6 protein-coding genes are annotated in these 25,250 nt (G+C 64.7%); 4 read left to right on the forward strand and 2 right to left on the reverse strand.

Annotation, left to right across the window (positions count from 1 at the left end):
- Window positions 1-34: 34 nt before the first annotated feature.
- Together LU682_RS04345 and norR are read right to left on the reverse strand one after the other, a co-directional pair.
- Window positions 35-17,680: a BapA/Bap/LapF family large adhesin gene (locus LU682_RS04345; protein WP_289176115.1), complete on the reverse strand. Its 17,646-nt coding sequence runs from the start codon at window positions 17,678-17,680 to the stop codon at window positions 35-37.
- A gap of 190 nt (window positions 17,681-17,870) precedes the next feature.
- Window positions 17,871-19,427 carry a nitric oxide reductase transcriptional regulator NorR gene (norR, locus tag LU682_RS04350; RefSeq protein WP_010952043.1) on the reverse strand — a complete coding sequence of 519 codons (1,557 nt, stop codon included), beginning with the start codon at window positions 19,425-19,427 and terminating at the stop codon, window positions 17,871-17,873.
- Window positions 19,428-19,582: 155 nt separating this feature from the next.
- Here norR and hmpA point away from each other — a divergent pair, with 155 nt between their 5' ends.
- The 4 genes from hmpA to cyoB all read left to right on the forward strand — a co-directional run bounded on the left by hmpA (window position 19,583) and on the right by cyoB (window position 25,247).
- Window positions 19,583-20,761 (forward strand): NO-inducible flavohemoprotein, encoded by a 1,179-nt coding sequence (gene hmpA, locus LU682_RS04355; protein WP_010952044.1) that lies wholly within the window; start codon window positions 19,583-19,585, stop codon window positions 20,759-20,761.
- 456 nt (window positions 20,762-21,217) lie between these two features.
- Window positions 21,218-21,724, forward strand: a complete 507-nt coding sequence (locus LU682_RS04360; protein WP_003248609.1) for a disulfide bond formation protein B — start codon at window positions 21,218-21,220, stop codon at window positions 21,722-21,724.
- Between the two features lie 559 nt (window positions 21,725-22,283).
- Window positions 22,284-23,225, forward strand: a complete 942-nt coding sequence (gene cyoA / locus LU682_RS04365; protein ID WP_003248605.1) for a ubiquinol oxidase subunit II — start codon at window positions 22,284-22,286, stop codon at window positions 23,223-23,225.
- 3 nt (window positions 23,226-23,228) lie between these two features.
- On the forward strand, window positions 23,229-25,247 hold the full coding sequence (cyoB, locus tag LU682_RS04370) for a cytochrome o ubiquinol oxidase subunit I (RefSeq protein WP_010952047.1): 2,019 nt from the start codon (window positions 23,229-23,231) through the stop codon (window positions 25,245-25,247).
- Window positions 25,248-25,250 lie beyond the last annotated feature (3 nt).

Raw genomic sequence — 25,250 nt, forward strand, 5'->3', positions numbered from 1 at the left:
CGCCGGGTATTCACCCGACGGGTTTACAGCGGCCTCAAACCACATGGATACCGTTCTGTACCCACAGGTGATGGCTTGGATCCTCCTGGGCCGTGTACTGGTTATAGTCGATGCCGTCGGCAGTTTGGTTCCCGACCAGCGTCCAGTTGTCCGTCATGTGAACCGAGTCTTTGTCGTCCCCCTTGATGATCAGTGTGTCGGTAGCGGTTTCGGTGATGGCCACCACATCTGCCAGGTTGAGGGTGAGCGCCACCGAACTGGTGTCGTTGAGGTCGAGGATTTCGATGTCGTGTACGCGCCCGGCCAGGTTGCCCAGGTCAATGCTGGCATCACCGCCGCCCCACAGCAGGGTGTCGGTTCCCGAGCCACCGTCGACGCTGGCAAAGTTCTGGTCGACCACCACCAGCGTGTCGTCACCCGCACCACCCTGCAGGGTGATGTGGCCACCCTGGCTGCCATCGAGGTGGTCGTTGCCGTCAGTGCCGGCGATCACATCGGTGGCCGCTGCCAGGCTGGCGAGTGCCGCGGACTCGTCGCCAGTATCGGCCAGCAGCGATGTGGTGGCGGTGAGGCCGGCGGCGCTGTCCACGTTGATGGTGAGGGTTGCGGTGTCGGTCGTGCCGTTCGGGTGGCTTAGCTCGTAGGTGAAGGTGTCGTGCTGGCCTACCACCGCCGAGGTGAGCCCTGCGTTGAGGGTGTAGGTGTAGCTGCCGTCGGCATGCACCAGCAACGTGCCGTAGGTGCCGGCTACGCTTACCCCGTTGTAGCCCGGGATGGTGTAGGTGTTGGCCGCTGTCAGCACGCTCAGCACGGTCAGGGCCGAACCGACGTTGTCGTCAGCCAGCAGGTTGCCGGTGGCGGCTGTCGCGCCACTGACCACGAACTCGGTCAGGTACGTTGTGGTGGTGTTCAGGCTGGTGGTGATGGAGCTGAGCAAGCCGATGCCGCCGGCGGTGACACGTACGTGGTAGGTACCGGCGCCCTGGTTCTCGAAGGTATACCCGGCGCCGCCGCCCAGTATGCTGACCAGCGAACCACCTGGCACCGACTGTACCAGCACGTACTGGCCGGTGGCCGGGTTGAGCTTGAGCAGCTCGATGGTGGTGCCGTTGAGCAGGCTCAACAGGTTGGTGGAGTTGACCACCACCTGCAGGTCGGCCGTGGTATTGGCGGCAACCGTGGTGGTGTAGGTGGCCTGGCGGGTACCGATCACTGGCAGGTTCAGCGAGCCCAGCGTACTGCTGCTGGAGTCCACGCGGTTGTCCAGGGTGACCTGGCTGGTACCAACGTCGTTGACTGCGTCGACCACCGTGGCCGGTGCACCGTAGTTGGTGTCGCTCCAGACCTCCGTGGCTTGCGGGCTGTCGATGCGCACGTACAGGTTGGCGGCATCGGACAGGCCGTTAGGGTGCACCAGTTGGTAGCTGAACACGTCCACCTTGCCGACACTGTTCGGGCTGCCGTTCGGCGTGTAGGTGTAGCTGCCGTCCGCACGGATCACCAGGGTGCCGTACTGGCCCTGAACCGTCGTGGCGGTCCCGGCCGAGACGTAGCTGCCGTCTTTGAGCACTTGCAGCACGGCGGCGCTGTCCGGGCCACGGGCATCCACTGCGCCATCGGTACCCACGTCGGTAATGACGTTGCCAGAGGTGGCAATGCCGGTGCCGGTGAATTGGGTCAGGCTGGTGGAGACGATGTCCAGCGTGGTGCTCACTTCGGTGATCAGGCCGATGCCGCCACTGCCCACGGTCAGTCGGTAATCACCGGCTTGCAGCACGCCGATGTCCACCTGCAAGCCGATTGGCAGCACGATCAGGTCGAGCAGGCCTTGGGTGTTGCCGGTGGCGATGGTCACCCAGGCGCCGCTGGCGTCTTTCACCTGCAGGGTGAAGCTGGTGTTGTTGAGCAGTGCCAGCACGCTGTTGGTGGTCAGTGTGAGGGTAGGGTCGGCCGTGGTGCCTGCTGCCACCGTCCAGGTGTAGGTCTTGGAGAACCCCGACAGTAGCGTGGTGAAGCTGTCGGTGTAGGTCTTCGTGGCGCTGACCGCTGCCAGGTTGACTGTGGCCGTGGCCAGGTTGTCGCTGGCGATGACCGGCGCGTTGGCATCCACATCCGGTGCAGTGACGTTGACGTTGCCCGACACGTTGCCGCGCGGGTCGCTGAGGGTCACCGAAAGGATCTGGCCGTTGTCCTGAGGCGGGCTCAGGGTCACGGTGAAGGTGCCGTCCGCCTGCACCGTCGCGGTCTGCAGCACGGTACCGCCGGCGCTGCGTACGGTGACGGTGGCACCCACTTCGCCAGTACCGGTGAGGGTACCGCCGTCGGCACTGAACAGCAGGTTGCCGGCAGCCGCAGGCGGGGTCAGGTCCGGTGCGGTCAGCGCAGTGCCTGTGGACACATTACCGGCGCTGTCGGTGAGGGTGACGCTGAGCGCCTGGTTGTCGATCTGCGCCGCAGTCAGGCTGACCACGAACAGGCCGTTGCTGCCCACCGTTGCGGTACCCAGTACGGTACCGGCGCTGTTGCGCACGGTGACCGTGCTGCCGACCTGGCCAGAACCACTGACCGAGGTGCCGTTGGCGTTGATGGTGGCCAGCGGGGCGGCTGGCGGGGTGGTGTCCGGCGCGGTCAGGCTGGTGCTGGCGGACAGGTTGCCGGCAGCATCGGCCTGGCGTACCACCAGCAGTTGCCCGTCGTTCTGTGGCGAGGTCAAGGTAATGCTGAAGGTGCCGTTGGCTTGTACCACACCGGTACCCACCTGGCCGTTCGGGCCTTGGACGGTAATGGTAGCGCCCGCCTCACCGCTACCGGTAAGCACGGTACCGGTGCCGTTGATGGCGACGTTGGTGGGCGCTGCAGGTGGCTGCAGGTCTGCGGCGGTGTAGCTTGTGCTGCCGGACACATTGCCTGCAGTGTCAGCCTGGCTCACGCCCAGTACCTGGCCGTTGAGCTGCGCGGCGTTCAGGTTGACGGTGAACACGCCACCGCCATTCACCACCGCCGTACCGAGCACGTTGTTGCCGGCATCACGTACTGTCACCGTGGCACCGGCTTCACCCGTGCCGGTCAGCACCAGGCCATTGACAGACAGGCTGGTGACCACCGGGTTGGTCGGTGGCGTGATGTCGGCCGCTTGCAGGAAGGTCGGCTGCGATTCGCCGCCTATCAGCGCCACCGCTGTCACCGAAATGTGTTCGCCATTGAGCTGGGCTGCGTCCAGCGTCAGGGTGAAGGAGCCGTTCAGGCTTGCGACCCCTGTACCGATCAGGTTGCCTGCAGCGTCGTACACGCGAATGCCCACACCGCTGGGTGCACTGCCTGTCAGGGTCAGGCCGTCGCTGCCCAAGGTCACGTCGGTTGGCGGCACGGGTGGTGCGATCAACGGTGTGAGGTAGGTCGCGACCGCAGACGTATTGATGCCGTCGGACTGTGTCACTTCCAGAGTGGCGAGCGAGCCCACCGCTGGCACCAGTGTTATTTGGAAGTTGCCAGCGCCATCCACCACGCCGGTACCGATCACGTCTCCGTCGAAGCTGACGGTGACCGTGGCATTGGCTTCGCCCTTGCCAGTCAGCACGTTGAAGGTGTTGTTGATCGCCAGGTTGGTCACCAGGTCGGGTGGCGAGGTGTCGTTGGTCTGGTAAGGGACAGCCACCGAAGCGTTGCCGGCATCATCGGTGGACACCACCGTCAGCAACTGGCCGTTGTTCTGTGCCGGGCTGATCGGCACAGTGAACTGGCCGTTCTCACCCACTTCCACCGTGCCCACGATGTTGTTGTCCGGGCCGCGCACCGTGATGGTGCTGCCGGCTTCGGCCGTACCCGTCATCGACGTCCCGGCTGCGTTGAGCAGCAGGTCGGTCGGCTGCACCGGTGGCGTCAGGTCTGGCGCAGTCACTGCCAGCGGTACCGACGGGTTGCCAGTGGCGTCCTGGGCGATGATGGTCAGCGTTTCGCCGTTGATTTGCGGGAGGTTCAGGTCAAGGACGAAGGTGCCATCCGGCTCCACCGTTACCTGGCCCAGCAGGTCGCCATTGTTGTTGACCACCGTGACGCGGGTGCCGGCTTCGGCAGTACCGATCACCTGGGTACCGCTGTCGTTGATGGTGGCGACCACGGTGGCCGGTGGTGTGGTGTCCACGGCCGTGACCGAACTGATTGGCGAGATGTTGCCGGTTGCATCGGTCAGGGTGACCTGCAGCACCTGGCCATCGAGCTGTGCTGCATCCAGCTCGACGATGAAGGTCCCGTTGGCGCCTACTGTGCCGGTACCGATCTGCGTGGTACCGACGTACACGCGCACGGTGGCGCCCACTTCGCCGACACCGCCCAGCTCGTCACCTGCCGCATTGAGCCGCAGCTCGGTTGCTGCCGCTGGCGGCGTGAGGTCCGGCGCTTGCACGTTGACCGGCAGGCTGACGTTGCCGGGTGGATCGGCCTGCAGTACCGACAGTGTCTGGTTGTTGATTTGTGCGGGTGACAGTTCGACGCTGAAGCTGCCATCAGCCAGTACGATACCCGTGCCCAGTACGGTACCGGCCGCGTTACTGACGATTACCGTGGCGCCGGCCTCGCCCAGGCCGCTGACCACGCTGCCGTCGGCGTTGATCACCACTTGGGTGAGTGGGTCGGGCGGGGTGAAGTCCGGGGTTTGTAGGGTAGCCACTGCCGACACGTTGCCGGCCGCATCGGCCTGGGTGAAGCTGAGCAGCTCGGCGTTGCCCAGTGCCGGGCTCAGCGTGATGGTGAAGTGGCCACTGGCATCGACGGTGGCGCTGCCGATTTCCTCGCCTGCCGGGTTGGTCACGGTAACCCGTGCGCCCACTTCGCCGCGGCCGGTGAGGGTGACACCATCACCGGAAACGGCCAGTTCGCCGGGTGCCGATGGCGGTGTGGTATCGGGTGCGGTGATAGCGCTGGCGGCAGACTGGTTGCCTGCCGCATCGGCCAGCACCACTTGCACCTGTTGGCCGTTGGCCTGAGGCGATACGAGGTTGACCTGGAAGGTGCCGTCGGCGCGCACAGTGGCACTGCCCAGCACCGAACCATCGGCGGCGAGCACACGCACGGCGGCACCTGCTTCGCCGGTACCGTTCAGCAAGCTGCCACCCCCGGCGAAGGCCAGGTTGCCGGCAGCATCCGGCGCGACGCGGTCAGGGGCTGTGAGGCTGACGCTGTTGGACTCGTTGCCGGCCACATCGGACTGGCTGGCGCTGAGCTGTTCGCCGTTGATTTGAGCGACGCTCAGGTCGACGTTGAAGTCGCCATTGGCATCGACCACGGCAGTGCCCAGTTCGATACCGCCTTCGCCAAGCACGGTAACGGTGGCACCTGCTTCACCGCGGCCACTGAGTACCAGGCCGTCGTTGGACAACACCAGGTTGGTCAGTGGTTGCGGTGCCGTGGTGTCCGGTGCCTGTAGGGTAGCGGGCAGCGATACGGTGCCATCGGGGCCCGTTGCGCTGACCTGCAACACTTCGCCATTGGCCTGTGCACTGCCGAGATTGACAGTGAACGTGCCGTCGTTGGTGACCGGGCTGCTGCCCAGCAATACGCCGTTGGGGCCGTACACCTTGATTGTGCTGCCCGCCTCGGCGGTGCCGCTCACCGACAGGCCGTCGGCGGCCAGTATCAGGTTGTCCGGCGTGGCCGGTGCCAGCGCGCCCGGCGCCGTCACGTTTTGCGCAGGGGAGACATTCTGTGCGGCATCGGCCTGGACCACGCTCAGGCTTTCACCCGTGATCGCTGCCGGTGACAGGGACACGCTGAAGTGACCGTCGGCGGCCACTGTAGCGTTGCCCAGCACGGTACCGTCCGGTGCTCGTACCGTCACGGTTGCGCCTGCTTCGCCATCGCCTGTCAGGGTGGCGCCATTGGCGGAGACAGCCAGGTTGGCCACGGCGGCCGGCGGCGTGGTGTCCGCTGCGGTGTAAGGTGCGGCCGGCGACACGTTGCCGGCTGCGTCGGTGGCGGTCACCTGCAGTATCTGGCCATTGGTCTGGGCACTGTTCAAGGTGACCTGGAAGGTGCCGTTGCCACCGGCTACCGCTGTGCCCAGCACGTTGCCGCTGGCATCGCGCACGGTCACGGTGCTGCCGGCTTCGGCGTTACCGGTCAGTTGCAGCCCGGTACCGGACAGCGCGAGTGCTGTCGGTGCCGTAGGCGGGGTGAAGTCCGGCGCGGTGACCGCCACGGCGGTGGAGGTGTTGTTGCCCGCGTCGGTCTGCGTAACGCTCAGGAGCTGGGCGTTGAGCTGGGCGCTGTTCAGGGTGAGGGTAAAGCTGCCATTGGCTGCCACCAGGCCGGTGCCGATGATGGTCCCGTCCGGGCCGTGAACGGTGACCGTGGCACCGGCTTCGCCCAGGCCGGTCAGGGTCAGGCCGTTGTTGTTCAGCACCACGTTGGTCAGCGGTGCGGGTGGGGTCAGGTCCGGGGTTGTCACGTTGATCGCCGGCGAGGTATTGCTGGCGGCATCCATTTGCGTCACGCCGATGACCTGGCCGTTGGCTTGCGGCGTGTCGAAGGTCACCGTGAAGCGACCGTCGGTGCCCACCGTGGCGGTGCCGAGCAAGGCACCGGCGGCGTTGCGTACCTGTACCGTGGCGCCCGCTTCACCGCTGCCGGAAAGCTGCCGGCCGTCCTGGCTCAGCACCGGGTTACTGATGGCCGCTGGCGGCGTGTGGTCTGGCGTGGCCAGGCTGGCCGGGCCGGACACATTGCCCGCGGCATCACTGAGGGTGACCTGTAGCGGGCTACCGGTGACCTGCGCGCTGGGCAGGGTGATCTGGAACTGGCCGCTCTGGTTGACGGTGCCGGTGGCCAGGATGGCGCCGCTGGCGTCGCGCACGGTGACGCTGGCACCGGCTTCGCCCTGGCCGCTGAGCACGGTGGCTGCGCTGTTGAGGCTGAGGTTGCTGGCTGCCAGCGGTGCCTGCAGGTCGGGCGCTTGCAGGGTGGCCGCGAGCGAAACATTGCCTGCAGCATCAGCCTGGGTGACGATCAGGTTTTGCCCATTGGCCACGGCCGGCGAGAAGCTGACACTGAACAGGCCATTGCTGTCGACGGTTGCAGTCCCCAGCAAGGTGCCTTGTAGGTCTGTCACGCGCACGGTTGCACCCACCTCGCCTTGGCCGGTCAGCGTACTACCGGTGGCGTTGAGGTTTACCTGTGTCGGCGCGTCCGGTGCCGTGGTGTCATTGGCCACGATAATGGCCGGCACCGAAGGCTGGCCATCGACGGTAGCCTTGGCACTGACCTGCAAGATCTGGGCGTTGAGCTGGGCGTTCTGGAAGAACACACGGAAGGTGCCGTCGCTGCCGACCGTGGCGCTACCCAGCGTGGTGCCACCGGAGGTCACGGTAATCAGCGAGCCGACCGTACCTTGGCCAGTCAGCAGGAAACCGTCGACGCTGATGGCAAGGGCCGAAGGCGTGGCCACTTCGGTACCGGTCGGGCCAGTCAGTGGTATTTCAGGCGACTCGTTGCCGGCAGGGTCGATCACCACCACATCGACGGTTTCGCCTGATGCCAGCGGTGGGGCGACCGGTATCACGAAGGTGCCGTCCGGCCCTGCAGTTACAGTGCCGCGCACGGTGTCATCCGGGTTGCGGACTTCCACTGTGCTGCCAGGCTCGGCTGTGCCGCCGACCGTGCTGCCATCCGGGCTTACGGTAAGGCCGGTCGCCGGTTCTGGGTTGGTCGTGTCCGGCGCGGTGACAGAGACCGGCGCCGAGTCGTTGCCGGCTGCGTCGGTCACTACCACGGTTACGGTCTGGCCGTTGTTCTGCGGTGTATCCAGCGGCACGCTGAAACTGCCATCCGGGTTGACCGCAACGGTGATCACATTGCCGGCCCCATCGCTCACGGTCACCGAACTGGCGCCAGGTGCATTACCGGTCACAGCCGTGCCATCGCTGCTGACTGCAACGTCGGTGGGCAGTGCCGGTGGCGTGATGTCAGGTGCAAAGATCTGGCTGGGCTGCGAAATGTTGCCGGCCGCATCGGTCAGCGTCACATTCAGAGCCTGGCCGTCCAACTGGGCGGGCGATAGTGGGACCGTGAAGCTGCCGCCTGCGGGCACGACGACGGTGCCTACCAACGTGCCGTCGGCAAGCTTCACTTCCACCGTGGAGCCAGCTTCACCGCTACCCTGGATGGCACTGCCGCCCGGGGTGATCGTGAGGCCGGCAGGCGCAGCTGGCGCGGTGCTGTCGTCAGCGGTGAACGTGGCCGACGGCGAGGCATTGCCGCCGCCATCGATCAGCACCACCGACAGCACTTCACCGTTGGTCTGGGCCGGGGAGAGTGCCACTTCGAACGTACCGTCTGCATTCACCGGGATGGTGCCTAGCAGGTTGCCTGCGGCATTACGTACCTCTACGGTGCTGCCTGCCTCGCCCTGCCCGCTGAGCAGTGTGCCGGTAGGATCAAGGCCCAGCCCTTGCGCCGGCAGCGGTGCCTCGAAGTCAGGTGCGATCACAGTGCCAGCGGGCGAGCCGTTGCCGCTATTGTCCGCCTGAGTGACAGACAGCGTCTGGCCATTGAGCTGTGGCGGGTCGATTGCCACCTGGAAGGTGCCATCGGGCTGGACCGTTGCGGTGCCCAGTACTGCGCCGCCAGTGCCGGTCACGGTCACCTGCGCACCCGGCTCACCGCTGCCACTCAGGCTGCTGCCGTCGCCAGCCAGGACCAGCCCGGTGGGGCTATCGGGTGCCTGGGTATCCGGTGCCGACAAATCGACCGCCGCCGACAGGTTGCCGGCCGCGTCGCGTTGCTCCACGGTCAGTGCCTGGCCGTTGGTTTGCGGCTCGTCGAGGGTAATTTCGAAAGCGCCACCCGCGCCGACCACCGTGCTGCCCAGCACGCTGCCATCCGGCCCGCGCACGGTCACAGTGGCGCCCGGTTCGCCGTTGCCGGTGATCGTGGTACCGATGCCGTCGATGGCCGGGTTGGTGACCACTTGCGGCGGGGTAGAGTCGGGGGCGGTGAAGTCCACCGGCCCTGCGCTATTGCCCAGGTTGTCGGTCGCTTCGACGGTCAGGCTTTCGCCATTGCGCTGTGGCGCGTTGAGGGTGACGTCGAAACGGCCGTCGCCGCCCACGGTTGCAGTGCCCAGCACATTGCCGTCGGCGTCACGCACGGTGACGATGGAGCCGCTTTGACCCTGGCCGGTAAGGTGAATGCCAGCGGTATCGATGGCCAGCCCGGAGGGTTGCAGCGGGCCGTCGGTATCGGGCGCGACGATGTTGGCGGTCGAGGTGTTGCCAGCGGGGTCGCGCAGGACCACGTCCAATTCCTGGCCGTCGGTCTGCGCTGGGTTCAGGACCACGCTGATCACACCGTCGGCACCGACCTGGGCGTTGCCCAGCACAGTCCCGTCGGCGCTGATGACCTGCACGGTGGTGCCCGGTTCGCCGCGACCGGTGAGCAGGCTGCCATCGGCACTCAGTTGCAGTTCGCTGGCTTCATTGGGCGGGGTGATATCGGGGGCGGTGATCTGGGTAGGCAGCGAACTGTTGCCAGCGCCGTCAACCGCCACGACATCCAGGGTCTCGCCGTTGGCCTGGGCCGGGGTCAGGCCGACGGTGAAGCTGCCATCCGGACCGGCCTGGGCGCTGCCCAGGACATTGCCCTGCGCGTCACGCACTTCCACCTGGGTATCTGCCGGTGCGGTACCGGAAACGCTGGAGCCGTCACCGGCCACCACCACGCCGCTCGGGCTTTCGGGCAGCGGTGTATCGGCAACGGTCACGCTGACCCCTGCCGAGGTATTGCCGGCGGCATCGGTCTGCACCAGCACGAGGTTCTCACCTGCGGCCAGCGGTGCCTCCAGGTCAATCACGAAGGTGCCATTTGGCGCCACGGTGCCAGTACCGATGACTGCGCCCTGGGCATCACGCACTTCCACTGTGGCACCGGGCTCGCCACGGCCAGACACGGCCAGGCTGCCATCGCTTGCCACCACGTCGGCGACGATCGCTGGCGCGGTGATGTCCGGGGCCACGTAGCTCAGCGGCACCGAAGTGTTGCCTGCCGCATCGGTCACGGTGATGGACAGGGTCTCGCCATTGGCCTGTGGCGGGTCGAGGGTCAGGCTGAAACTGCCATCCGGCTCGGCAATGGCGCTGCCGATCAGGTTGCCCGAGGCATCTTTGACCTCTACTCGTGCGCCCCCTTCTGCAGTACCGGCCAGGCTGTCGCCATTGCTCAGCACCAGGTCGGTTGGTTGCAGCGGTGCTACCTGGTCGGGCGCCGTCAGCGGGCTAGGTGTAGAGACGTTGCCGGCGGCGTCGGTCAGGGTCACTTGCAGGGACGAGCCATCCACCACCGGAGTCGGCAGTTGCACATTGAAGCTGCCATCGGGCTGAACGGTGCCGCTCACCAGCACTTGCCCCTGATCGTTGCGCACCTCCACGGTGGCACCCGCTTCGCCGCGCCCGGAGACTGTGCGGCCATCGTTACTGATGGCCAGCTCGGTAGCGGGTTCCGGCGGTGTGGTGTCGCCGCCGTTGTCCACTATCGGTGCGGTGACGCTGCCGGCCGTGGAGGCGTTGCCTGCGACATCGGTGGCCGTCACCTGCAACTGCTCGCCTGCCACTTGTGGCGGGGTGAGGCCGATGCTGAAGGCGCCGCTGGCCCCCACCACGACACTGCCCAGTACAGTGGTGCCATCGGCGGCCAGCACACGGACGGTGCTGCCTGCTTCGGCGCGGCCGCTGACGACGGTACCGTCGCCACTGATTGCCAGATCGCTTGGCGCCACAGGCGCGGTGATGTCTGGTGCGGCGACCTGCACCGGCAACGACGAGGTGCCGTTGTTGTCGATCGCCACCACGTCCAGCAACTCGCCATTGGCCTGGGCCGGTATAAGCACCACGGTGAAGGTGCCCTCGGCACCCACCACGATGCTACCGACCAGCGTGCCGTTGGCATCATGCACTTCCACGCGGCTACCAGCAGGAGCAGAACCGCTGATGCTGCTGCCATCGGCAGCGACGACCAGTTCGCTCGGGCTGGTCGGCGTGACCACCAGTGGCACGTCGTAGGTCAGCGCTTCAGAGGCGTTGCCGCTCGGGTCGGTCTGTACCAGGCTCAGGCGTTCACCCGGCAGCGCAGCCGGGTCGAGGTCGATCAGGAAAGTACCGTTCGCGGTCACTGTGCCGGTACCGACCAGCGTGCCATTGGCATCGCGCACCTCGACGGTAGCACCGGCTTCGCCGCGACCGCCCAAGGTCAGGCCGTCGGCGCCGACGACAATGCTGCTGACTACGGCAGGCACGGTGATGTCCGGGGCCTCGAATTGCAGGGGTGAAGAGATATTGCCGGCGGCATCGATCAGACGGATGTCGAGGATTTCGCCATTGGCCTGGGCCGGCGACAGGGTGATGCTGAAACTGCCGGTTTCAGTGACCAGGCCAGTGCCGAGCAAGTTGCCCAAGGCATCGCGTACCTGCACGGTCGCGCCTGGCTCGCCGTTGCCGCTCAGGGTCACGCCGTCGGCCAAGGCCACGCCGGTCGGTTGGGCCGGGGCCTGCAAGTCCGGGGTAACCACCGACGCCGGGGCCGAAGCATTGCCGCTGGCATCGGTCAGCACCACTTGCAGGTTGCTGCCATCTTTCACCGGTGGGTCAAGGGTGATCTGGAAGGTGCCGTCCGGGTTGACCGAGCCGTTGGCCAGTACATTGCCCTGGGCATCGCGCACCTGCACGCTGGCCCCGGCTTCGCCGCGGCCATTGAGCTGGGCGCCGGCCAGGCCAACTACCAAGTTGGTTGCGGCATCCGGTGGTGTGGTGTCGCCACCGTCGATGTCCGGCGCGGTGATGTCGCCGGCCGTGGAGGTGTTGCCGGCGGCGTCGGTGGCGGTGACTTGTAGTACCTCTCCACTCACCTGCGGCGGGTCGAGGGTGATGCTGAAACTGCCAGTGGCGTCGACCACCACACTACCCAGCACGGTGGTGCCATCGGCGGCCAGCACACGCACGGTGCTGCCCACTTCGGCGCGGCCGGTGACCTCGCTGCCGTTGGCACTGATCGCTAGCTCGCTCGGGGTGACCGGCGGGGTGATGTCTGGCGCAGCGATTTGCACCGGCAGGGACGAAGCGCCGGTGCCATCGATGGCCACCACGTCCAGCAGTTCGCCGTTGGCCTGGGCCGGGTTGAGGATGACGGTGAAGGTGCCACCGGCACCTACCACCACACTGCCGACCAGTGTGCCGTTGGCATCGTGTACTTCCACACGGCTGCCCGTCGGGGCTGTACCAGTGATGCTGGCGCCGTTCGCAGCCACCACCAGGTCGCTTGGGCTGGCTGGGGTCGTGGTTGCCGGGATTTCATATTGCAGGGCTTCAGAGGCGTTGCCGCTCGCATCGGTCTGCACCAGGCTCAATTGCTCGCCCGGTTGCGCGGCTGGGGTGAGGTCGACCAAGAAGGTTCCGTTGGCGCCGACTGTGGCGGTGCCTATGACAGAGCCGTTGGCATCACGTACCTGTACGGTAGCACCGGCCTCGCCACGGCCACTGAGCACCAGGCCATCGGCGCCCACCACGACGTTGCTGACGGCAGCTGGCGGCGTGACGTCCGGTGCAGTGAACGCCAGCGGCGTTGAACTGTTGCCGGCGGCGTCTACCACGCGAATGTCCAGTGCTTCACCATTGGCCTGGGCGGGGAACAGCGTGACGCTGAAGGTGCCGTCTTCGTTGACCAGGCCTGTGCCGATCAGGCTGCCGGTGGCATCGCGGACCTGTACGGTGGCTCCGGGCTCGCCGCGGCCGGTGAAGGTCACACCATCGATCAAGGCCAGCTCGGTTGGCTGCGTGGGGGCCAGCAGGTCTGGCGTGGCGACCGAGCCGGGTTGCGAGACATTGCCGGCAGCGTCGGTCAGGGTCACTTGCAGGGTACTGCCATCGGTGATGGCCGGGTTCAAGGTGATGGCGAAGGTGCCATCCGGGTTGACCGTGCCTGTGGCAACTACGGTGCCTGCGCCATCGCGCACTTGAACGCTGGTACCGGCTTCACCGCGACCGGTCAGCTGGCTGCCGGCGGGGTTGATCACCAGGTTGGTCGGGGCTTCCGGTGGCGTGGTGTCGCCGCCGTCGATGTCCGGCGCGGTAAGGTTGCTGGCGGTGGAGGCGTTGCCTGCCGCATCGGTGGCCGTGACTTGAAGCACCTCGCCGTCTATCTGTGGCGGGTCGAGGGTGATGCTGAAGCTGCCGGTAGCGCCAACTATCACGCTACCCAGCACAGTGGTGCCGTCGGCGGCCAGCACGCGTACGGTGCTGCCCGGTTCGGCGCGGCCGGTGACCACGCTGCCGTCGGCATTGATCACCAGTTCGGTCGGTGCGGCAGGGGCGGTGATATCCGGTGCGGTGATTTGGGTGGGCAGCGAGGAAACACCGCCGTCATCAATGGCCACCACGTCCAGCAGTTCGCCGTTGGTCTGGGCCGGGTCGAGGGTGACGGTGAAGCTACCGTCGGGGCCCGCCACCACAGTGCCAATCAACGTGCCATTGGCGTCATGCACTTCCACACGGGTGCCGGCAGGTGCGGTACCGCTGATGCTGCTGCCGTCTTCGGCGAATACCAGGTCGCTGGGGCTGGCAGGCGCAGTGGTGACCGGGACTTCGAATTGCAGTGCCGAGGAAGCGTTGCCGCTTGGGTCGGTCTGCACCAGGGTCAACTGCTCGCCCGGCTGCGCGGCTGGGGCGAGGTCGATCAGGAAGGTGCCGTTGGCTCCCACAACACCCGTGCCGATCACGGTGCCACTGGCATCGCGCACCTCAACAGTGGCGCCGGGTTCGCCGCGACCGCTCAGGGCCAGGCCGTCAGCGCCGACGGCAATGTTGCTCACCGCACCGGGCGGGGTAATGTCCGGCGCATCGAATTGCAGCGGCGCAGAGGCGTTGCCGTCAGCATCCACCAAGCGTACGTCGAGGGCTTCGCCGTTGGCCTGGGCAGGCGACAGGGTGAGGCTGAACAGGCCGTCGGCACCGACGACACCAGTACCGATGACAGCACCGCCGGCATCGCGTACCTGCACGGTAGCGCCGGGTTCGCCACGACCGGTGAAGGTGACACCATCGGCTAGGGCCAGGTCAGTCGGTTGTGCGGGCGGCAGCAAGTCGGCCGAGGTGACCGAGCCTGGTTGGGATACGTTGCCGGCAGCGTCGGTGAGGGTGACTTGTAAGGTGCTGCCATCGTTCACGGCGGGGTCCAGGGCGATGACGAAGGTGCCATCTGCAGCGACGGTGCCAGTCGCGAGGATGTTGCCGGCCGCGTCACGTACCTGCACGGTAGAGCCGACTTCGCCTCGACCACTGAGTTGGCTGCCGGCAAGGCCGATCACCAGATTGGTCGGTGCTTCAGGCGGGGTGGTATCGCCGCCGTCAATGTCCGGCGCGGTAAGGTTACTGGCGGTGGAGGCGTTGCCTGCCGCGTCGGTGGCCGTCACCTGCAGCACTTCACCGTCTATCTGTGGCGGGTCGAGGGTGATGCTGAAGCTGCCGGTAGCGCCAACTACCACGCTACCCAGCACAGTGGTGCCGTCGGCGGCCAGCACGCGTACGGTGCTGCCCGGTTCGGCACGGCCGGTGACCACGCTGCCGTCGGCATTGATCACCAGTTCGGTCGGTGCGGCAGGGGCGGTGATATCCGGTGCGGTGATTTGGGTGGGCAGCGAGGAAACACCGCCGTCATCAATGGCCACCACGTCCAGCAGTTCGCCGTTGGCCTGAGGCGGGTCGAGGGTTACGGTGAAGCTGCCGTCGGGGCCAGCCACCACAGTGCCAACCAGCGTGCCGTTGGCGTCATGTACTTCCACACGGGTGCCGGCAGGTGCGGTACCGCTGATGCTGCTGCCGTCTTCGGCGAATACCAGGTCGCTGGGGCTGGCGGGCGCAGTGGTGAGCGGGACTTCGAATTGCAGTGCCGAGGAAGCATTGCCGCTTGCGTCGGTCTGCACCAGGCTCAATTGTTCGCCCGGCTGAGCGGCCGGGGCGAGATCGATCAGGAAGGTGCCGTTGGCACCGACCACACCCGTGCCGATCACGGTGCCATTGGCATCACGCACGTCGACAGTGGCACCCGGCTCGCCGCGACCACTCAGGGCCGTGCCACCTGGGCCGACCAGGATGTCGGTGACCGCCTCGGGCGGTGTGATATCCGGGGCTGTGAACTCCAGCGGTATCGAACTGTTGCCGGCGGCATCCACCAGACGCACGTCGAGTGCTTCACCATTGGCCTGGGCCGGCGACAGGGTGAGGCTGAACAGGCCGTCGGCACCGACGACGCCGGTGCCAATTAGGTTGCCGGCAGCATCGCGCACTTGCACGGTAGCGCCGGGCTCGCCGCGACCGGTGAAAGTGACGCCATCGGCCAAGGCCAGGTCAGTCGGTTGTGCAGGCGGCAGCAAGTCGGCCGAGGTGACCGAGCCCGGTTGGGATACGTTGCCGGCGGCATCGGTGAGGGTGACTTGCAAGGTGCTGCCGTCGTTCACGGCAGGGGCCAGGGTGACAGTGAAGGTGCCATCCGCGGCGACGGTGCCGGTCGCGAGGATGTTGCCTGCCGCGTCACGTACCTGCACGGTAGAGCCGGCTTCGCCTCGACCACTGAGTTGGCTGCCGGCGAGGCCGATCACCAAGTCAGTCGGGGCTGCCGGTGGCGTGGTATCGACCCCGTCGATATCCGGTGCGGTAACTGCGCTGCTTGGCGATGTGTTGCCAGCGGCATCGGTCGCCGTGGCTTGCAGCACTTCGCCGTCAACTTGTGGCGGGTTGAGGTTGAGGCTGAACACGCCGGTCGGGCCGACCACGGCAGTGCCCAGTTCGGTTCCGTCGGCAGCCACGATGCGCACGGTGCTGCCCGGTTCGGCACGGCCGGTGATAACGCTGCCGTCCGCGCTCACCGCCAGTTCGGTCGGTGCGGCAGGGGCGGTGATGTCGGGCGCGGTGATCTGTGCGGGCAGCGAGGAAACGCCGCCGTCATCGATGGCAACCACGTCCAGCAGTTCGCCGTTGGCTTGTGCGGGATTCAGTTCGATGCTGAAGCTGCCATCGGCGTTGGCAATGGCACTGCCAATCAGCGTGCCGTTGGCGTCATGCACCTCCACACGGCTGCCAGCCGGCGCGGTACCGGTGAGGGTGGTGCCATCAGCATCGATGGCCAGATTGCTCGGGCTGTCGGGCGCGGTGGTCAGTGGTACATCGTACTCGGTAGCCACTGAAGCATTACCGCTTGGGTCGGTCTGCACCAGGCTCAACTGCTCGCCCGGCTGTGCGGCTGGGGCGAGGTCGATCAGGAAGGTGCCGTTGGCACCCACGACACCCGTGCCGATCACAGTGCCATTGGCATCGCGCACTTCGACAGTGGCACCTGGCTCGCCGCGACCGCTCAGGGCCAGGCCGTCAGCACCAACTGTAATATTGGTTACTGCGTCAGGCGGTGTGATGTCCGGCGCATCGAATTGCAATGGGGCAGAGCTGTTGCCGGCGGCATCCACCAGACGCACGTCGAGTGCTTCACCATTGGTCTGGGCAGGCGACAGGGTGAGGCTGAACAGGCCATCGGCACCGACGACACCGGTGCCAATCAGGTTACCGGCAGCATCGCGCACCTGCACGGTAGCACCAGGCTCACCGCGTCCGGTGAAAGTGACGCCATCGGCCAGGGCCAGGTCGGTCGGTTGTTCAGGGGCTGTGGTATCTGGGTTGTCGACGTCCGGCGCCGTGATGCTGGCAACTGGCGAGATATTGCCAGCCGCGTCTGCGGCGCTGATCTCCAGGGCCTGGCCGTCGCTTTGTGGCGGTTGCAGGGTAATGCTGAACTGGCCGTCCGCACCGGCCACCGCAGTGCCCAGCAATACGCCACCTGCGCCTCGCACGGAAACCGTCGAGCCGGGCTCGGCACGACCGGTAAGGGTGTTACCCTGCTCATTGATAGCCAGGTCGGTCGGCGCCAGTGGTGCAGTTGCGTCCGGTGCAGTGACAGCGCCAGGCGCCGAGACATTACCGGCGGCGTCAGTCAGGGTGACATCAAGGTTTTCGCTGTTGATCTGCGGCGCATTCAACGTCACGTTGAAGTTGCCGTCGGCACCCACTGTGCCGCTGCCGATCAGGTTGCCGGCGGCGTCGCGGATGTTCACCGTGGTGCCTGCTTCGCCACGGCCGGTCAGACGCAAGCCATCCGGCGAAACCAGCAGGTCGATCGGTGTGGCCGGTGCGCTGGTGTCGGGGTCGGAACCGCCGCTGCTGCCCCCGCCTCCATTGTCCGCCGCTGCTGCTGCGCCGCCCACGCCCAGCAGGCTGAGCCCGGCAATCGCCCAAGTTGGCATGGCACTGCCTGCAGTACCGATGCCTGCGACCAGTTCGTCCAGCGAGGCCACTTCTTCGAAGGTGAAACCGGTGAACGCTGCCGCATCGTACTGGGCATGCCACAGGGTGCCGTCTTCGCCGACGAAGACCATATCGCTGCCGACCCCGGCCTGGTCCACGGCGAAGAAGTTACCGATGGTGATCTTTTCCCCCGACTTCAGGGTGACGATCAGGTCCTGCCCGCGCTGGGTGACCGTGGCCACTTTGTCTGGAGAAACCGGTACCTGCACGACGCTTGGTGCGTTTAGATTGATATTGCCCCAGGCGCTCTGAGTGGCGACTTCGGATTGCTTATCGGCGACGACGATGTTGTCCATGGATGCTCCCTGCTGATATCCGGATCCCCCGGCCCGAGTGTTCGGGCCACAACCGACGTAACAGAGCCCTTTCAGGGGTCTTACGCACAGCCTCGACCAGGCAGTCGACAAACGGGTGGTTAGGGAGATATAGCAGCCGGTGGGGAAGCAACCAGATGGCTTTCTGGGTTAATCCTTTGGTAGAAAAGCCTCAGCGAAGCCCTAGCCTGCGGGCCAAACGGCTCAGGTTTGCGCGGTCCAGACCGAGTTCCCGGGCCGCTGCTGCCCAGTTGTCCTGATGCCGCTGCAGGCAGGCTTCGATCACCTGTCGCTGGTAACTATCGACGGCTTCACGCAAGCCGCCTTCAGGCGGTGTGACCACTTGCAGCGGTGCAGCGGGGGAGGGCAGCGTGCCTGGCGTGGTTGCCGACACACGCAGGTCCAGGTCGATGGCTTCGAGGGTGAGGATACGTGGCCGATCAGGGTGCTGGCCCAGCGCCTTGAGTGCCGAGCGGCCGATCAGGTGTTCCAGTTCGCGCACGTTGCCTGGCCAGTCGTAGGCGATCAACGCGGCTTGGGCCTCATGGCTCAGGCGCAGGCTGTTCAGGCCCAGCCGTGAACGGTTCTGTTCGAGGAAGTAGCCCGCCAATAGCAGCACGTCTCGCCCACGTTCGCGCAAAGGTGGCACGTGCAGCGGGTAAACGCTGAGGCGGTGATAGAAGTCGGCGCGAAAGTTGCCCGTACGCACCTCGGCAGCGAGGTCGCGGTTGGTAGCGGCGATCAGGCGCACGTCCACCCGGTGCTCGCGGTCCGAACCCAGGCGCTGCAGTTGGCCGCTTTGCAGCACGCGTAGCAGCTTGGCCTGGACCGTCAGCGGCAGTTCGCCCACTTCGTCGAGGAACAGTGTGCCGCCGTTGGCCAGTTCGAATTTGCCGCGGCGCTCGCCATGCGCGCCGGTGAAGGCGCCGCGCACATGACCGAACAGTTCGCTTTCCACCAAGGTGTCGGGCAGGGCGGCGCAGTTGAGGCTGACCAGCGGCTTGTCCGCGCGGCTACTGGCCCGGTGCAGGGCCTGGGCCACCAGCTCCTTGCCGACCCCGGTTTCGCCGGTGATCAGCACGGTCAGGTCGCTGCTGCCGACCAGACGAATTTCCTCCACCAGGCGTTTGTGCGCGGGGCTCTGGCCAATCAGCTCTCTATCCTGGCCGCTGGCCTGGCGGTAGAGCTCGGCGCGATGGTGTTCGTCTTCGGCGCGCAGGGCCAGGTGCTCGATACGCTCGGCCACGGTAACGGTGGCGGCAGCCAGGCTGGCAAAGGCCTGCAGGGCATCCAGCTCCAGGCTCTGGAACTGCCCGGGGGTGAGGGCGTCGAGGGTGACCAGGCCCCATGGGCGCTCATCGACCATCAACGGGCAGCCCATGCAGTCGTGCACTTCAAGGTCGGCATCGGGGGCATTGACCAAACCATCGTAGGGGTCGGGCAGTTCGGAATCGCTGGCGAATCGGGTGGGTTCCGGGCGGCTGAGCAGTATCTGGAAACGCGGGTGCTCGCTGACCCGAAAGCGCCGGCCGAGGGTGTCGGGGCTAAGGCCATCCACTGCCAGCGGCACCAGCCATTCCCCGTCCAGTCGCAGCAGTGCTGCAGCATCGCACGGCAGCAGGCCACGCATGGCTTGCAACAGGCGGCGGTAGCGTTCCTGGTCGGGCAAATCGCGGGACAGGTCGCTGACCAGGGGCAGGAGGGTGGTGAGCAGTGGCTGTGTAGTCATATGGACTCCTATGGGTCGATATGACTATACGCAGGGGTGGGTCGTTTTGACATGACCTGCGTCAAGCCCCTGATTTTGCTGGCGATAAAAAGTTGGCACGATTGCTGTAATGGCAGGGGCAGTCATTTGAAGCCACAGGCTCAGGAGTTGTTGCAATGCTCAATGCCGAACAACGTGCAATCATCAAGGCCACTGTACCTCTGCTGGAAAGCGGCGGCGAAGCGCTGACCACCCACTTCTACAAGATGATGCTCAGCGAATACCCCGAGGTACGGCCGCTGTTCAACCAGGCCCACCAGGCCAGTGGCGATCAGCCGCGTGCGCTGGCTAACGGCGTGTTGATGTATGCCCGCCATATCGACCAGCTGGAGCAACTGGGCGGCCTGGTCGGGCAGATCATCAACAAGCATGTTGCCCTGCAGATTCTGCCGGAGCACTACCCGATTGTCGGAAGCTGCCTGCTGCGCGCCATCGAGGAAGTGCTGGGCAAGGACATTGCCACCCCTGCGGTGATCGACGCCTGGGGCGCGGCCTATGGCCAGCTGGCCGACATTCTGATCGGCGCTGAAGAAAACCTCTATAAAGAGAAGGAAGAGGCCGAGGGTGGCTGGCGCGGTACCCGTGAATTCCGCCTGGTACGCCGCGAGCAGGAAAGCAGCGAGATCGTTTCGTTCTACTTCGCCCCGGTGGATGGCATGCCGGTGCTCAAGGCAGAACCTGGCCAGTACATCGGTCTGAAACTGGACATTGACGGTGCCGAGCAGCGCCGCAACTATTCCCTGTCGGCGCTGTGCGACGGCAAGGAATACCGCATCAGCGTCAAGCGCGAGGCGGGCGGCAAGGTCTCCAACTACCTGCACGATGAGCTGAAGGTGGGCGATACCCTGCAACTGTTCCCGCCTGCGGGTGACTTCACCCTGGCAGCCAGCGACAAGCCGCTGGTGCTGATCAGCGGAGGGGTGGGCATTACCCCGACCCTGGCGATGCTGCAGGCAGCACTGCAAACCCGGCGCGAGGTGCATTTCATCCACTGTGCGCGTAACGGCGCGGTGCATGCCTTCCGGGACTGGATCGATGGCCTGGCGGCGCGCCATCCACAGCTCAAGCGCTTCTACTGCTATGCCGAGCCGGAAGGTGGCGCTGCGGCCGACGCCGTGGGTTTGCTCAGTGAAGACCTGCTCGCCGAGTGGCTGCCGCAGGAGCGTGACGTGGATGCCTACTTCCTCGGGCCCAAGGGCTTCATGGCGGCGGTCAAGCGCCAGCTGAAGGGCCTGGGGGTGCCGGAGCAGCAGAGCCGCTACGAGTTCTTCGGGCCGGCGGCAGCGCTGGAGTGATGTAGCGCCTGTGCCGGCCTCTTCGCGGGCACGCCCGCTCCCACAGGTATTGCACCGGTCTTGAATGTGGTGCCGTCTCTGTAGGAGCGGGTTTACCCGCGAAGGGGCCAGTACAGGCTTATAAAGTGCTCGTCCCCCCGCTGCAGCACACCTTTCTGCCTATATATAAAGGAAAGATGAAACCGGGCGCTGCACTTTCATCCTTAATCATCCTTTAATCACGGTATCCTTCACTCCCGGGTGTCGAGGGGCTTGCCCCTGCGCGGCACCTGGGCAGCCGTTTTTTTGCCGCCCGGCGTTGAACCGACGTCGTTGCGGCCGGTCTCAGCCACACTGGATAGCCCTGCGCAGTGCTTCCGCGACGCTCCCTCGGCATGCTCACAGGCCATGCCCAGCGTGTAGACTTGCGCCCAGGCAGGCGGACCACGCTGCCACTATCCATCGAAGGAACCGGCAATGAACGAACAAACATCGCGCCTGAATCGGGAACGGCGCTTTCTGGTGCTGCTGGGGCTGATCTGCCTTTCACTGATCGGCGGCGCCCTCTACATGCAGGTGGTGCTCGGCGAGGCACCCTGCCCGCTGTGCATCCTGCAGCGTTATGCGTTGCTGTTCATTGCCGTGTTTGCCTTCATCGCTGCGGCGATGCCCGGGCGCCGCAGCCTGACCTTCTTCGAGGCGTTGGTGGTGCTCAGTGCCATTGGCGGAATCGTTGCGGCGGGCAACCATGTGTATATACTCGCCAACCCCATGGTCAGTTGCGGTATCGATACCCTGCAGCCGATCGTGGATGACCTGCCACTGGCAAAGCTGTGGCCACTGGCGTTTCAGGTCGACGGCTTCTGCAGCACGCCGTATCCGCCGATCCTCGGCCTGTCGCTGGCGCAATGGGCACTTGTGGCGTTCGTGCTGACCGCCGTCCTGGTCCCGCTCGGTATCTACCGCAATCGACGCCAGGCTTAGACAAAAGTCCCGAATTGCATGGGGTCTTTTGCACCGCATGAGAAGAGGGAAAAGTTGCGCACCGCTTGATCCAGATCAATCCGCAGGCCTTGCAGGATGCGGCTTTGAGGCCTATCAAGCGGGGTGCGACAAACTGTCGCGAAGTTGAATTATCGAGCAGTATTGTTGCGGATTCTGTAAAAGACTGTTGCTCAATAAGTCATAGTCAAGGGTTGGCGACCTATCTACAATCGCCCCCAATTTCCGTTCGGCACTGCTTGCGAGTCGCAGGATTGAAGGAAGCCTCAGCGCTCCTTTTTGCTGACTTCGTCAAGTTTCGCCCAACGGCGATACCGGGCGGACACCCCTCCGCGTTTTCCCGCACCAAATGGACTTGGTCTGAAGTACAGGCCTGTTGCCTACGAAACCATAAGCACCGCTAACCCGCTTGAAGCCAAGGTCCTGCAGTCGGACCCCAGGCAGGAGCGAGTACGGGCGCGAAATGCCTCACTTGGCAGGACGAAGTGTTGGCTACCAAAACACAAATTGCATTGAAGCAAGCTGATCTAGAGGTCGTGAGATGAGTAAAAAGCGTTACCCCAGACTGTTTGGCATATTGCCCTTTTTAGGCATGCTTTTACTCAGTGGGTGCAACTGGACCCTGCTCGACCCGAAGGGCCAGGTCGGCATTGAGCAAAAGAACCTGATCCTGATCGCTACCGGCCTGATGCTGCTGGTGGTAATCCCTGTGATCATCATGACCCTGGCGTTCGCCTGGAAGTACCGTGCTTCCAACAAGGCAGCCACCTACACCCCTGACTGGTCGCACTCGACCAAGATCGAGGCCGCGGTATGGATCATCCCGATCCTGATCATCATCGCCCTGGGTTACGTCACCTACCACTCCACCCACAAGCTGGACCCTTATCGTCCGCTGGATTCGGACGTTAAGCCGATTCAGATCGACGTGGTCGCGCTGGACTGGAAGTGGCTGTTCATCTACCCGGAACAGGGCATTGCCACGGTCAACAAGATCGTCTTCCCGGCTAACACTCCGGTCAACTTCCGCGTCACTTCCGACGCCGTGATGAACTCGTTCTTCATCCCGGGCCTGGGCGGCCAGATCTACGCCATGGCCGGCATGACCACCAAGCTGCACCTGATCGCCAACGAAAATGGCGAATTCGACGGTATCAGCGCCAACTACAGCGGTGCTGGCTTCACCGGCATGAAATTCAAGGCTACTGCCACCTCTCAGGAAGACTTCGACAAGTGGGTCGCTGAAGTCAAGCAGTCGCCGAAGAAGCTGGACAAGGCCGAATACGACGCCTTGGCCAAACCAAGCGAAAACAACCCGGTCGCGCTGTATAGCGAGGCTTCGCCTGAGCAGTTCCAGCTGATCGTCGACAAGTACGAAGGCATGAACCGCGGTCGTAGCCACGAAGAAGCAGGCAGCAAAGATCTGGCCACAACCAAGGGTGTGGAATCGAGTATGCAACCAGCTGCCGGTGCAGAGGAGTAAGAGATGTTCGGTAAATTAAGCCTGGAGGCGATACCCTATCACGAGCCGATAGTCATGGTGACGCTTGCCATGATCGCGCTCGGCGGTATCGCTGTCGTCGGTCTTATCACCTATTTCCGCAAGTGGACCTACTTGTGGAGCGAGTGGCTGACTACTGTCGACCACAAAAAGATCGGCGTGATGTACATCATCGTCGCGATGGTCATGCTGCTGCGCGGCTTTGCCGACGCCATCATGATGCGTACCCAGCTGGCTGCCGCAACCGGCGGCTCCGAAGGCTACCTGCCGCCTGAACACTATGACCAGATCTTCACCGCTCACGGTGTGATCATGATCATCTTCATGGCGATGCCGTTCTTCACCGGCCTGATGAACCTGGCGGTTCCTCTGCAGATCGGTGCACGTGACGTTGCCTTCCCGTTCCTGAACTCCCTGAGCTTCTACCTGCTGCTGGCAGGCGTGCTGTTGGTCAACATCTCGCTGGGCGTTGGTGAATTCGCCAAGACCGGCTGGGTTGCCTATCCGCCGCTCGCGGGCATTCAGTACAGCCCTGGGGTGGGTGTCGACTACTACATCTGGGCGCTACAGCTATCCGGATTGGGTACGACGCTTACTGGCGTGAACTTCCTCGTCACCGTGATGAAGATGCGCGCACCTGGCATGAAACTGATGGACATGCCGATCTTCACCTGGACCTGCACCTGGGCCAACGTGTTGATCGTCGCTTCGTTCCCGATCCTGACTGCTGCACTCGCTCTGCTGACTGTTGACCGTTATCTGGACTTCCACATCTTCACCAACGAGCTTGGTGGGAACCCGATGATGTACGTCAACCTGTTCTGGGCGTGGGGTCACCCTGAGGTTTACATCCTGATCCTGCCGGCCTTCGGCGTGTTCTCGGAAGTAACTTCGACGTTCTCTGGCAAACGCCTGTTCGGCCACCACTCGATGATTTACGCATCGGGCGCGATCGCCATCCTCGGCTTTGCTGTATGGCTGCACCACTTCTTCACCATGGGTGCCGGCGCCAGCGTCAACACCTTCTTCGGCCTGGCGACGATGCTGATCTCCATTCCGACCGGTGTGAAGCTGTTCAACTGGCTGTTCACCATGTACCAAGGCCGTGTGCGCTTCACCGCACCGATGCTCTGGACCCTGGGCTTCATGGTCACTTTCTCCATCGGTGGCATGACCGGCGTACTGCTGGCCGTTCCGGGTGCTGACTTCGTCCTGCACAACAGCCTGTTCGTAATTGCGCACTTCCACAACGTGATCATCGGTGGCGCGGTATTCGGCTACATCGCCGGTTTCGCCTTCTGGTTCCCGAAAGCCTTCGGCTTCACCCTGAACGAGAAGTGGGGCAAAGCTGCCTTCTGGTTCTGGCTGTCGGGCTTCTACGTTGCGTTCATGCCGCTGTACGCCCTGGGCTTCATGGGCATGACCCGTCGTCTGAACCACTCCGACAACCCACTGTGGGAACCCTACCTGTACGTAGCCGTTGTCGGCGCCGTGCTGATCCTGTTCGGTATCGCTTGCCAGCTGATCCAGATCGTCGTTTCGGTCCGCGACCGCAACCAGAACCTGGACGTGACCGGCGACCCATGGGGCGGCCGTACCCTGGAATGGTCGACTTCTTCGCCACCTCCGTTCTACAACTTCGCTCACATGCCTGAGAAAGTTGGCCTGGACTGCTGGCACGAAGCCAAGGAAGCAGGCGTTGCGTACAAGGCTCCGGCCAAGTACGAAGCCATTCACATGCCGAGCAACACCGCTACCGGTCTGTTCATGGGCCTGTTCCTGACTGTCTTCGGCTTCGCCTTCATCTGGCACATCTGGTGGCTGGTTGGCGCGAGCCTGGTTGCAACCATCGCTGTCTTCGTTCGCCACGCTGCACGTGACGACCAGGGCTACATGGTTCCGGCCGAAGAAGTGGCGCGCATCGAAGGCGAGCGTATGAAAGCGCTGGCCAAAGCAGGTGCTCTGCCTGCCGGCGCACGTGTCGAATCGTTTGAGCGGGTGTAATCA

Origin of the sequence: Pseudomonas alloputida (assembly GCF_021283545.2) — a bacterium.
GTDB lineage: Bacteria > Pseudomonadota > Gammaproteobacteria > Pseudomonadales > Pseudomonadaceae > Aquipseudomonas > Aquipseudomonas alloputida.

Bases quoted from the DNA above. Each gene is read 5' to 3' on its own strand.
- LU682_RS04345 (WP_289176115.1), bottom strand. From the start codon at position 17,680: ATGGACAACATCGTCGTCGCCGATAAGCAATCCGAAGTCGCCACTCAG.
- norR (WP_010952043.1), bottom strand. From the start codon at position 19,427: ATGACTACACAGCCACTGCTCACCACCCTCCTGCCCCTGGTCAGCGAC.
- hmpA (WP_010952044.1), top strand. From the start codon at position 19,583: ATGCTCAATGCCGAACAACGTGCAATCATCAAGGCCACTGTACCTCTG.
- LU682_RS04360 (WP_003248609.1), top strand. From the start codon at position 21,218: ATGAACGAACAAACATCGCGCCTGAATCGGGAACGGCGCTTTCTGGTG.
- cyoA (WP_003248605.1), top strand. From the start codon at position 22,284: ATGAGTAAAAAGCGTTACCCCAGACTGTTTGGCATATTGCCCTTTTTA.
- cyoB (WP_010952047.1), top strand. From the start codon at position 23,229: ATGTTCGGTAAATTAAGCCTGGAGGCGATACCCTATCACGAGCCGATA.